We start from the raw sequence: 11,128 nt of genomic DNA, 5'->3' as shown, positions 1-11,128 counted from the left end.
ACCATTAGAGAAATTTGCTCAGCTTGTTGATTATCATAAGACTTTTCAAACTGTCGCACCTCATGTTTGAATTCGCCTTGTTTAATTTTTAAATAAATATAAGATGTATTTTAAATAGATATTTTAATTTAATTTTAAATAAAATTGAGTAATATAGTCGGGAAATAATAATATAAACTTTATTAATTAACTAGGGTTTTAAAACCAAGTAATTTGGTCTATTTAAAATAAATTTATATAATAATGAACAGCTTATAAAATAATTAAAATATTATGTTTAATATATGTTGCATATTAACAGTGATCATGTTTAATATTAATTAAGCGTTAAGATTTTTATTCTAAAGGTGGTTTTAAAATGTTAAAGCAAGTTGCTCTAATTGCATTAATGGGTATGTCTGCTTCTGCAATGGCAGGTCAATGGCAAGTTAAAGTTGGTGGTTCTGTTTTAGCACCTACTACTTCAAGTACAGTACAACAATTAGGTGGTATTGAGGTTGAAGCAGATCATGAATATGCATTTACACCATCTGTAGAATATTTTTTTAATGACAACATTTCTACTGAATTGTTACTTGCTACACCAATTAGTCATACAGTAACGGCTGCGGGTGCAGATGCTGTTAAAATTAAGCATTTACCGCCAACTTTAACAGCTAAATATCACTTTAAAAACTCAACTGGTTTCACGCCATATATCGGTGTGGGTGGTACAGCATTTGTCGCTTGGGATGAAGAGACTACAGGACCATTAGACGCTTTTAAAGTAAAAGTAAAAGAGGACTTTGGTTTTGCAGGTCAAGTTGGTTTTAACTTCCAGCCAGCTGATGCGAAAAACTGGGGTGTGTTCTTTGATGCACGTTATGCACAATTGAGTCCAGAAGTAACTGCTAAAACGGCTGCAGGTGCAACGGCGGCTAAGTTTGATTTAGACATCGATCCAATGGTGTACACCATTGGTTATAGTTACAAATTCTAATAATTGCTAGCTCTTTATAATAATAAAAATCAGCGCAACCCCATCTTTATGATGGGGTTTTTTATTGCAAAAAATAACAAATGTGCAAAATGAAAAGATTGAGCGTATAGGCAATGTTCATTTAAATTTTGAAGAATAAAGTAGAGTATGAAAAATAAGGAAATATCATGTTTATAAAATATAGTTGGATTTTTTGTGCCTGTTTCATGCTCAGTTCATTTAGTCATGCAGCCAGTTTTTCTTGTGAAAAAGCCAAAACACAAACCGAACATGCCATTTGTGAGCACCGCGCTGTGGATGATGCCGATGTGAAAATGGCCACCACCTATCGTATAGTCAGTCGTTTAGTTGCGATGGGTACGCGCTCACAAATTCGTGACGAGCAATTTCGTTGGTTAGAATTACGTGATCGTTGCGGCAGTTCACTATCGTGTTTAACTCAGGTGTATGATCTACGTCAGCAAAAATTGGATGAGCATCTGAATCGTATCTATCAACGCGCACCTTTTTAAATTTTTCTAGATTTAGGCTTGAAAAATCAGGACATCACTCCAATTCATTAACACATCCAACAATAACCATGTTTATGAATTTAAGGAGTGATGAATGAGCGAACATAGCCAAAAACATAGTTTCCAAGCCGAAGTGGCGCAATTATTACATTTGGTGACCCATTCTCTTTATTCCAACCCTGAAATCTTCTTGCGTGAACTTATTTCTAACGCATCAGATGCCTGTGACAAATTACGTTTTGAGGGTATCAATCATCCTGAATATTATGAAAATGATCCTGATTTACGTGTACGTATTCGTCTAGATCAAGAAAACAAAACCCTAACCATTTCAGATAACGGCATTGGTCTAAGCCAACAGGAAGCGATTGATCATTTAGGCACGATTGCAAAATCGGGCACCAAAGACTTTATGTCTAAATTAACAGGTGATCAAAAAGCCGATGCACAATTGATTGGTCAATTTGGTGTGGGTTTCTATTCAGGTTTTATCGTGGCCGATAAAATTACCGTAGAATCGCGCCGTGCAGGCCTTGCTGCAGATGAAGCAGTACGTTGGAGCAGTGCTGGTACAGGTGAATTTGATGTTGAACAAATTCATAAGGCAGAGCGTGGTACTGACATCATTTTACATTTGCGTGATGATGCATTGGATTATTTAGAAAGCTATAAAGTAAAGCAGATTGTGAATAAATATTCTGATCATATTAGCTTGCCAATTCAAATGCAGAAAGAAATCTGGCAGCAAGAAGAAGCTGCTGAGGGAGAAGCACCCAAAGCTGGACAATATGTTAAAACGGATGAATGGGAAGCGATTAACTCGGCCAGTGCCTTATGGACACGTAATAAAAGCGAGATCAGCGAAGAACAGTATATTGAGTTTTATAAAAACTTAAGCCACGATTTTGATGCACCTTTGGCATGGGCGCACAACCGTGTGGAAGGCAGTACGGAATATACCCAGTTGTTGTATGTGCCAAGTAAAGCACCACACAATATTTTTACCCGTGAAGCCAAAGCGGGCATTAAATTATATGTAAAACGTGTCTTTATTATGGATGAGGCAGATAACCTGATTCCAAATTATCTACGCTTTGTGCAAGGTGTGGTTGATAGTGCAGATTTGCCGTTAAATGTCAGTCGTGAACTACTTCAAGAAAGCCGTGATGTGAAAACCATCCGTGAAGGCAATACCCGCCGTGTTCTGAACATGTTGGATAATTTAGCTAAGTCAGAAGATGAAAAAGACCAAGAAAAATTCAAGCAATTCTATCAAGAGTTTGGTTCAGTCTTAAAAGAAGGCTTGGGTGAAGACTTTGGTAATCGTGAGCGTATCCTGAAATTATTGCGTTATGCGACCTCGAATAATGATGAAATGAGTACATCATTGGCAGATTATAAAGCGCGAATGAAAGAAGGCCAAAAAGCAATTTATTATGTAACGGCTGATAGTCTGAATGCTGCTAAACACTCACCGCAACTTGAGTTATTTAAGAAAAAAGGCATTGAAGTGTTGTTAATGGCAGAACGTGTAGATGAATGGGCGATGAATTTTGTCCAAGAGTTTGACGGTACGCCATTGCAAAACGTATCTAAAGGGGCGGTCGATTTAGGTGACCTGCAAGATGCCGAAGAGAAAAAGGCTTTAGATGCGGCAGCGGAACAATTTAAACCAGTGATTGAACAATTGTCTGCATCTTTAAGCGCTAAAACCAAAGAAGTACGTGTAACTACACGTTTGGTAGATTCACCTGCATGTTTGGTAACAGGTGAGGGCGAACTCTCGCCACAATTGATTCGTATGTTGAAAGATGCAGGTCAGCCTGTACCTGAGAGCAAACCAATTTTGGAAATCAATCCTGAGCATCCATTGGTGCAAAAGTTGCAGGCTTCAAATCAGTTTGATGATTTGGCACATGTGATTTTTGATCAGGCTGTGATTGCTGAAGGTGGTTTACCTGAAGACCCTGCTGAATACGTGAAACGCATTAACAGTTTATTATTAAAATAAGTTGTTAAAACGCTGTTTTAAACTTGATTCACTGTGTGGTATGCAGTGAATCAGTGGAAAAGACCAAGCCCTGATGACATCAGGGCTTGGTCTTTTTATGGGAGGCTGTAATATTTTAAGTCATAGATCGTTTAGAAAATTGCCTCTAAACGAACTAAAGCCCCTAAATAATGATTACGATCTTCGCGATCATCATTCAAATAATTGACATCGCCCTGAATAAAGAACCATTCACGTAAAAAAGGTTGGCGCCAAGAAACAAACGGCCCCCAACTGTTTAAACGTAAGTCATCATCATGGTAATAACCCCCCGTATAAACGCCGTAGTTAAAGCGGTTGCCTGCAAAGAATTGGTGTTGTCTAAAGGTGTAGTTATCCCAACGTAAATCATCCTCTTGTGCATCGGCATAAGTCAGGCTGAATTGATTGGATAAAAAGGCATGATCAGGACGCGCATGGATAAGTTCTAAGTTGGTTCTGAGATAGTTTTCGCTGTCGATACCATAACGATAAATTTGTTCGGCATGGAACGAGAAATCATTTTCCAGCGTCCAATCTTTAGAGGCTTTTAAACGCACATAAATATCATCGCCTGAACGCACCCCTAAATCGGCATCAGTCTCGAAAGGCAGACGTTCGGCAAAGTTAGACCAACGTAAGGCTAAAGAGCTGTTATCTTCACGGCTACGTTTACCATCTACTGTTTTGTCTTCAGCATTGGCAGGGTTTTCATTGGTTATGGCGACGTTATTTTGCAATTCGTTATCGAGAGAGTCATCACCAAAAACCACACTGAGTTTCTTTTCAAGCGTGGGTAAATCGATTTTACCTCGAATACGTGGTTTAACCTCATAATCATTATATTTATCCCAACGGCTATCCACTAAAACACGTAACGTAGCAGATGCTGGTTCTTCAGGACTTGGCTCGCCAAACCAGTTGTCAAGTTTATGTGCTGTTTTATCTGCCCAAAGACGAATCTTTTTTTGGCGTTGATCAAACCATGTTAAATGCTCAGTATCAGCTGTGCTGGGTACAATCGGGTCATTGGACTGTTCAGGTAAAATGGTAGGTGTTGCATCCACCCAACGTGGAATAGTGTAATAAAAACTGTTTTTTTCTGCCGAACTTGGTGGAACCACAGGCAGTTCATAAGGTGGTGTTGGTGTAGCTGTATCTACAGTGATTTGGTTAGATTCTTGGGCAAATGTAATGCCAGTAACCCCACTCAAGAGACAGCTTAATATAAAGGGTGAAGTATGCTTTATTCTTGACATTATTTACTGATCTTTAAGCTATTTTCGTTAGTGTTGAAAATCTGTCAGATAAAAGCAAGCCCTAGCTACAAAATCATAATACAAAGGTTTATTTGAGTATCTGTTTTAGTTTTCTTGATGCATTTGAATCGCTTGGCAGAGTTGTAAGGCATCAATGGGTTGTTGTAATTGTGAAATGATTTTTTGAATCATTTGCCAGCTAATACCGTGTTGACGGTCAAGTAGGATATGCGGAACGGCTTGCTCTGTGCGTGAGAGCTGCAAGCGCTTTTGCCCATGAATCAGGCGAATTTTTTGGCGCTCTTTCAATAAAATTAATGGCGTCTGACTTTGTGCTTCACTTTCTTCAAACTGAATAAATTTTGTGGCGTGAACATGTTGTACCGGAATAAAAGGAAAATAATTTTCTTGTTGCCAGACCACTTGTGCAGTATGGCTATAACATTCAAATAAACGATCAAAGTCAAATAAATGAGACTGTAGTTTTTCCCAAGATATTTCACGGACTGCAGCAAGTTCATGTTCAAACTGATCACAAAAACTGCGCATCAGCCGAATGGCCTGCATTTGATCTAAAGCACCAAGCAAGACCACATATTTGACGAATTTCCCATGAAGATCGGTTTGTTCAGCTACATAGACAGCACGAGCCAAAACCTGTTGTTGATCTTCTTCTGGTGTAGACAGATGCACCACTACATCGGCATATTGAGTGAGTTCAGGAACTTCGGGAACAAACACCCGATATAGCTCAGCGGATTCGTTTTGCACTAAGTTTAATGCGGAAATTGGGCAATCATATTGATTTAATTGCAAACTTTTTACTTTATTTGAGCCTGGCTTTACGATTGTTGTAGCTTGAGCAGTACTCAGTAAGGCTGATGTGGTATCAGTGTTATCGTTTGCTTCGCTTACTATTGGTGTCGCAATAACTTGATTTTCAATAGGCTCAAGTGCCATTTCTGGTTGGCTAGCTTCTGTACGCTCTATTTGTAGAGAGTCAGCCTTGGAGACAAGTGTAGGTTCTGTGATCAGATCAAAACTAATCATGTTCTCCGTTGTGCTATTTGTATCTGCTTCTGCCACAGCCACGGTTGGTAGAACTTGTGGTATCTGTTGCTCTGCTGCTTGTAATTGAGCAAGCTGAGTCACTTGGTTGAGTTCAGCATCTGTTTTTAGGCAGTTGTACTGTTGCTGTTGTTCTAACAGCCAGCGATACGTCTGTTCTAAATCTTGAAATTCACTGAGTAATGCGCTGCGATTTTCTGCAGGAATTAACCAAATTTGCCAACCTGTACGGGCGTGATACAGCATCGCCCAGCCAGACTCAGGCTGTTGATACAGTGCAGTTTCCAATTCTTCAACTTGAGTAAAAAACCCACGGAAAGACTGTGCATATAAGCTTTGTTGTGCAAATTCCTGTGCCGTCTGAATAGGATCAAGCTGTGTTTTAAATGCGAGCAATTGTTTTTGAAAAATAGGTTCATCACAGCGCATAAAAATTTCTTTGATGCGTGTTTTAGCTTTGGCAGTTTCGTACAGACTTAATTTTTTAAGTGATAACGCACTGGTTAAATCATGTAATTCTTTAATAAGCAGTGATTTTTCTAATGTATTCATAGATGCACACTTAAATATGTTGTTGCGCTTTTTCTAAATAGCTGGCTAAGACGATATTCAAGGCCAACTCGATCAGTTTATATTCAGCCGATTGTGGTTGAGGATAGCGCTTGGCTAACTCAACCAAATGATTCACATCAATGTCTTGTGGTGAAATTTTCTTTTGTATAAGTGCTTGAAGTTGTTGCATAGGCATTGGCTAAAGCAATGAAAACAAATCAGTTTAATTATAGGCATTTAATAAAAAAATACATGCAAAAAATTGTCAGCTTTTGTGCTTTTTTTGACATTATTGACAAAAAGTGCGGTGTTTCTATAACAAATATTGAAAATTTTCTGAGACTAAATGCAAAGCATGGCTTTAAAAAGCCAATTTGAACTTAAATAGGTTGAGATTTAACTTATATTCAGTTTGAAAGCAGCTCTCTTTTATTTCACTCAGCAAATAAAAAAAGCAGCTGATGACAGCTGCTTTTTTGGGAGAGAAAAGAATGGGAGATAAAATGGTGTGTTACGTCATGCAGTAACTAGAAAACTTAGGTTACTTTCTTGTCTGCTGTTTCTGAGGCTGCTGCTTCAGAAGCAACGGTTTCAGTCGCAGCTTTTTTTGTAGGAAAATCGGGTACATGTACAATTTGAGCTGAAACATTTGTAGCCATAGCCAAAATTGAAACCACTAAAACAGATTTAAGCATATTCATGAGAATGTCCATTCAACATTTCTATGTCTATACATAGAAAGGGGAGATGAGGGAGATAAAGTGAAATAAAAAATTCACATGAATCATAACAAAGTTTTAAATATACAAAATGATCGTTTCGGCAATTTTTATAAAAATAATAATATAAAACAATGTATTAGAGTTTTAACTCTAGTTTTTTGTGCTACTTTAAGTGATTGAGATATTAACAAAATTCGATTTTAAGCAAATGTAATAACAGAAAATTTATGTCAATTTTTGGCACTGTGAAAACATGTAATGTTTTGGCTGTGATTGGTTAAACAGTAGCAAAAATGCTGCATTTTTATTCTATGATGAAATTCCAATAACGATAAAGGACAGTGAGACCATCATGGCAATTGCAAAAGTAGTAGAAGTGAATTCAAGTAGTGCAAAAAGTTTTGAAGATGCCATTCAGACAGGCATCGCCAAAGTGACGGAAACGGTTAAGAATGTCCAAGGTGCTTGGATTAATGAACAAAAAGTGGTGATTAAAGACAATAAAATTACTGAATATCGTGTAAATTTAAAAATTAGCTTTTTGGTTGAATAATTTTTAAATAACTTGAAAGCACAAAAAAATCCTGTTTCGGGATTTTTTTGTAGGTCTAAATATTTAGTAATAGCGCTATTTAGCATAGCCTATATTTCATTACTTAAGCTTTAGGCTCAGGCAAATCACACTGTTCACTATCACAGCTTGCAGCATCTTCAATCTCTAGATCTTGTGCTGATTCTAAGGTTTTTTGCATGACTTGCATAAACACTTCACGAGGTTGAGCACCAGCCAAAGCAATGCGTTGATCAAATACAAAGAATGGTACACCCGTCACTTTCAATTGATCACGAGCAACTTCTTGGTCAAATTTAACAAAATCTGCATAATCATCTGAATTGAGCACATCATCCACTTCTACAGGATTTAGACCAATTCGTGCTGCCACATCTTCCAGTGTTTCACGCTCACCAATAGCAAGACCTTGCGTCATATAACTATAGAAAAACGCTTCCTTGGCTTCATTGCCCAAGCCCTTACTTTGCGCCAAATGCACCAAGCGATGTGCGTTAAAGGTATTGCCTGAATTGGCATTTTCCCATTGAAAGTCAATGCCTTCAGCTTTGGCCATTTCTGCAATATTGCGTTGCATGTCTTCAACTTCGGCTACAGTACGGCCATATTTTTGTGCCAAGCGTTCAGAATTGGAAACTTCCTGACGTGGTGGGGCATCTGGGTCGAGTTCAAAACTGTGCCAATGCACTTCTAATTCCACACCTGCCTCTTGAGCTGCAGCTTCTAAACGTTTTTTCCCGATGTAGCAAAAAGGGCAAACAATATCTGACCAAATATCAACGCGCATGAAAAATCTCAAATTCTATTTTTTACTAAGATGGGGATGCTGTACAAAATTTAAAGCAGTAAGTTCAAGGAAACTTGTTTTTGAGTGTCTGGTCAAATAGAAATTGGTATATTCCAATAGCTTAGTAATAAAATAAGTATGAAATCTATACAAATGTGATGGGCTTCACGGTAAGATAAAGCAAATATTAAAAATAAGAGGGCACTCATGCGACGGATAGTGCTAATCATTGGATGTGTAACGGTTATTATTTTTGGGTGGATGTTTTATCAATACAGCAGTCAGCAAGAACAAGTGACGCAATTACACGCCTATCAAAACGTGATTTATGAAAAAGCTGAACAGATTTTTGTACAGGCACAGGATTGGTCTAAACCGATTCAGATTAATGTGCAAGACTCACGCTTAGAGGGGGATTATCAGGTCATGGCCAATTTTGTGCTGAGCCACATGGTACAAAGTGCTGAAGCCAGAAATAGCTATTTGCGTGAACTCAAAGCTTTAAATTGGGATCAGTTTTTAGATCCACAGCGTTTGGCTGAAGATAAAAAACAGGACTATGCCGACACCGAAGCCATGCTGGCACAAGTACGTGCTATGGTGGAGTTGTATCAGGAGCATTTAGAACAACATGAAGCAATGGCATTGGAGCAAATTGAAGCCTTGCCCATTGAAAACAGTTTACGCCGTCATTTGGCAGAATCCTTAATTGAAAGCCGCCATAATGATCAGGGGCATGCTTTGTATGAGTTGGAAAAACAGAACTTGGGCAAAGCTTATGTGTTATTTTCCATTTTAAAAAATAATAAATGGGAGCTGAAAAATAAGACTTTCATGTTTTATGAAGATGCACCATTAAAAGAATTTAATACGGTTTATCAAGAAATTGTGCAGTTAAATCACCAAATGCAGCAAATCAGTCAGCATCATCAACGTGCTTTGAAAGCCAAGTTATAGTGCAGTTGCTTTAAACACTTACATCAAATTGTCAAAAGAATGTCATCTGCTGTTCAACTGTCTTGCCTAGACTGAGCCTGTTGATTTAACAGCTTGGTATAGGCAGGTTTGAGATGAACAACATTCAAGTTTTTGATGACATTCAACAACTGTATTTACAATTTCTAGAAAATAGAAACTACCCTAAACTCGAAAACTTAAATAATTGGGGAAAAAACCGTTTCTTTTTCAATCAGCACTTTCATTTGATTGAAGACTGGCATCAAACTGAACAAATCGTGATTGAATTTAATCAGCAATATTACTGTCTAGATACAGGCAGTGCGCCAGACTTTATGGATAAAGACCGTTATATGACTTGGTTGATGGGGGAGTTGCTGATTTAGTTGCGTGATCAAGCATTTATATTCAAATATAACTATGCAAAAGAATAAAATCTTAAAATTATAAATTCTGAAAACAATAAAATAAAAATCCCCGCATATTGCGAGGATTTTTTATTGCTTAAAACAAATTACACACGTTCAATAATGGTCGCGATACCTTGACCAAGACCGATACACATAGTCGCAAGACCAATTTGCGTATCTTGTTGTTCCATCACGTTTAACAGCGTAGTGGTAATACGTGCACCTGAACAACCCAATGGGTGACCGAGTGCAATTGCACCACCGTTCAAGTTCACAAGGTCTTGCTTGTCATAAATGCCTAAGCCTTTCAGTACAGACAAACCTTGTGCAGCAAATGCTTCGTTTAATTCAAAAGTTTGAATGTCTGCAATTGACAAGCCAGCGCGTTTAAGCGCTTTTTGTGTTGCAGGTACTGGACCATAACCCATGATTGCTGCATCACAGCCTGCAACTGCCATAGAGCGAATCACAGCACGTGGTTTTAAACCTAAAGCTTGTGCACGTTCAGCAGACATCAGCAGCATAGCAGATGCACCATCAGACAAGGCTGAAGATGTTGCCGCAGTTACTGTACCGCCTTTCGGATCAAATACAGGGCGTAACGCTTGGAATGCTTCAAGGTTGGCATCAGGACGAATTACTTCGTCGATGTCGCAAAGCTGTTTAAAGCCGTTTGCATCATGGCCTTCAATGCCAATGATTTCGTTTTTAAAACGACCTTCCTGCGTTGCAGCCCAAGCACGGCGGTGAGATTCCACACCAAACGCATCTTGTTCTTCACGCGAAATACCGTTCATACGACCTAACATTTCAGCAGTTAAGCCCATCATGTTAGATGCTTTGGCATAGTGCTTAGATGCAGCAGGGTTGATGTCGATACCGTGCATCATGCCTACGTGGCCCATGTGCTCTACACCACCAATGATGAAAATATCACCTTGATTGGTTGCAATTTGTGCCGCAGCCGTGTGGATGGCTTGCATTGAAGAGCCGCACAGACGGTTTACAGTTTGACCTGCAACAGTTTTTGGAAGATCAGCCAATAACGCAATATTACGGCCAATGTTCATGCCTTGTTCTAGGGTTTGGTTGACACAGCCCCAGATCACATCTTCAACTTCGTTAACATCAAACTGGTTACGAGCAACTAAAGCACGAACCAATTCAGCCGATAGGCTGTCAGCACGTACATTGCGGAACATACCGTTTTTGGTTTTACCCATTGCTGAACGTACGCCATCAACGATGACAACGTCACGTGGATTTAAAGTAGCCATTCACG

12 protein-coding genes are annotated in these 11,128 nt (G+C 38.7%); 6 read left to right on the top strand and 6 right to left on the bottom strand.

All coding sequences use genetic code 11. The features are described from left to right. Nucleotides 1-358 precede the first annotated feature (358 nt). The 3 genes from HHA41_RS02860 (at nucleotide 359) to htpG (ending at nucleotide 3,502) form a co-directional block, all read left to right on the top strand. On the top strand, nucleotides 359-979 hold the full coding sequence (locus HHA41_RS02860) for an OmpW family outer membrane protein (protein ID WP_168460437.1): 621 nt from the start codon (nucleotides 359-361) through the stop codon (nucleotides 977-979). Nucleotides 980-1,185: 206 nt separating this feature from the next. Then, complete coding sequence (locus tag HHA41_RS02855) at nucleotides 1,186-1,491, top strand: lysozyme inhibitor LprI family protein (RefSeq protein ID WP_252726710.1); 306 nt, start codon at nucleotides 1,186-1,188, stop codon at nucleotides 1,489-1,491. A 94-nt stretch (nucleotides 1,492-1,585) separates the two neighbouring features. After that, entirely contained in the window at nucleotides 1,586-3,502 is a 1,917-nt protein-coding gene (gene htpG, locus HHA41_RS02850; protein ID WP_168460433.1) for a molecular chaperone HtpG, read from the top strand. 131 nt (nucleotides 3,503-3,633) lie between these two features. On the opposite strand, the gene HHA41_RS02845 is transcribed toward htpG, so the two are convergent. From HHA41_RS02845 to HHA41_RS02830, 4 genes are all read right to left on the bottom strand, one after another. Then, entirely contained in the window at nucleotides 3,634-4,689 is a 1,056-nt protein-coding gene (locus tag HHA41_RS02845) for a hypothetical protein (RefSeq protein WP_354667269.1), read from the bottom strand. Between the two features lie 195 nt (nucleotides 4,690-4,884). Continuing rightward, a complete protein-coding gene (locus HHA41_RS02840; RefSeq protein ID WP_168460429.1) occupies nucleotides 4,885-6,399 on the bottom strand; it encodes a hypothetical protein in 1,515 nt (504 codons plus the stop codon). Between the two features lie 10 nt (nucleotides 6,400-6,409). Further along, nucleotides 6,410-6,589, bottom strand: a complete 180-nt coding sequence (locus HHA41_RS02835; RefSeq protein WP_168417609.1) for a hypothetical protein — start codon at nucleotides 6,587-6,589, stop codon at nucleotides 6,410-6,412. 346 nt (nucleotides 6,590-6,935) lie between these two features. Beyond that, entirely contained in the window at nucleotides 6,936-7,100 is a 165-nt protein-coding gene (locus HHA41_RS02830; RefSeq protein WP_168460427.1) for a hypothetical protein, read from the bottom strand. Between the two features lie 373 nt (nucleotides 7,101-7,473). Between HHA41_RS02830 and HHA41_RS02825 the strand changes: the two genes are divergently transcribed. Then, the gene (locus HHA41_RS02825; RefSeq protein WP_168417607.1) at nucleotides 7,474-7,674 is read left to right on the top strand and encodes a dodecin family protein; all 201 of its coding nucleotides are present in this window, start codon (nucleotides 7,474-7,476) and stop codon (nucleotides 7,672-7,674) included. Between the two features lie 103 nt (nucleotides 7,675-7,777). Here HHA41_RS02825 and HHA41_RS02820 read toward each other — a convergent pair whose 3' ends face one another. Beyond that, on the bottom strand, nucleotides 7,778-8,479 hold the full coding sequence (locus HHA41_RS02820; RefSeq protein ID WP_168417606.1) for a DsbA family oxidoreductase: 702 nt from the start codon (nucleotides 8,477-8,479) through the stop codon (nucleotides 7,778-7,780). A gap of 207 nt (nucleotides 8,480-8,686) precedes the next feature. Between HHA41_RS02820 and HHA41_RS02815 the strand changes: the two genes are divergently transcribed. Both HHA41_RS02815 and HHA41_RS02810 read left to right on the top strand, forming a co-directional pair. Further along, nucleotides 8,687-9,436, top strand: a complete 750-nt coding sequence (locus HHA41_RS02815) for a hypothetical protein (RefSeq protein ID WP_168460425.1) — start codon at nucleotides 8,687-8,689, stop codon at nucleotides 9,434-9,436. Nucleotides 9,437-9,549: 113 nt separating this feature from the next. Continuing rightward, nucleotides 9,550-9,822, top strand: coding sequence for a hypothetical protein (locus HHA41_RS02810; RefSeq protein WP_168417604.1), 273 nt, complete (start codon nucleotides 9,550-9,552; stop codon nucleotides 9,820-9,822). Between the two features lie 128 nt (nucleotides 9,823-9,950). On the opposite strand, the gene fadA is transcribed toward HHA41_RS02810, so the two are convergent. Further along, nucleotides 9,951-11,123, bottom strand: coding sequence for an acetyl-CoA C-acyltransferase FadA (gene fadA, locus HHA41_RS02805; RefSeq protein WP_168417603.1), 1,173 nt, complete (start codon nucleotides 11,121-11,123; stop codon nucleotides 9,951-9,953). Between the last annotated feature and the right edge of the window lie 5 nt (nucleotides 11,124-11,128).

The organism is Acinetobacter sp. A1 (assembly GCF_012371315.1).
Lineage (GTDB): Bacteria > Pseudomonadota > Gammaproteobacteria > Pseudomonadales > Moraxellaceae > Acinetobacter.
The sequence above is the reverse complement of the archived record's forward strand: the minus strand, read 5'-3'. Positions and strand labels throughout refer to the sequence as shown.

What these genes read in the sequence shown, in the direction of transcription:
- htpG (WP_168460433.1), top strand. Translation starts at nt 1,586, where the DNA reads ATGAGCGAACATAGCCAAAAACATAGTTTCCAAGCCGAAGTGGCGCAA.
- HHA41_RS02860 (WP_168460437.1), top strand. Translation starts at nt 359, where the DNA reads ATGTTAAAGCAAGTTGCTCTAATTGCATTAATGGGTATGTCTGCTTCT.
- HHA41_RS02810 (WP_168417604.1), top strand. Translation starts at nt 9,550, where the DNA reads ATGAACAACATTCAAGTTTTTGATGACATTCAACAACTGTATTTACAA.
- HHA41_RS02820 (WP_168417606.1), bottom strand. Translation starts at nt 8,479, where the DNA reads ATGCGCGTTGATATTTGGTCAGATATTGTTTGCCCTTTTTGCTACATC.
- HHA41_RS02825 (WP_168417607.1), top strand. Translation starts at nt 7,474, where the DNA reads ATGGCAATTGCAAAAGTAGTAGAAGTGAATTCAAGTAGTGCAAAAAGT.
- fadA (WP_168417603.1), bottom strand. Translation starts at nt 11,123, where the DNA reads ATGGCTACTTTAAATCCACGTGACGTTGTCATCGTTGATGGCGTACGT.
- HHA41_RS02840 (WP_168460429.1), bottom strand. Translation starts at nt 6,399, where the DNA reads ATGAATACATTAGAAAAATCACTGCTTATTAAAGAATTACATGATTTA.
- HHA41_RS02835 (WP_168417609.1), bottom strand. Translation starts at nt 6,589, where the DNA reads ATGCAACAACTTCAAGCACTTATACAAAAGAAAATTTCACCACAAGAC.
- HHA41_RS02815 (WP_168460425.1), top strand. Translation starts at nt 8,687, where the DNA reads ATGCGACGGATAGTGCTAATCATTGGATGTGTAACGGTTATTATTTTT.
- HHA41_RS02855 (WP_252726710.1), top strand. Translation starts at nt 1,186, where the DNA reads ATGCTCAGTTCATTTAGTCATGCAGCCAGTTTTTCTTGTGAAAAAGCC.
- HHA41_RS02830 (WP_168460427.1), bottom strand. Translation starts at nt 7,100, where the DNA reads ATGAATATGCTTAAATCTGTTTTAGTGGTTTCAATTTTGGCTATGGCT.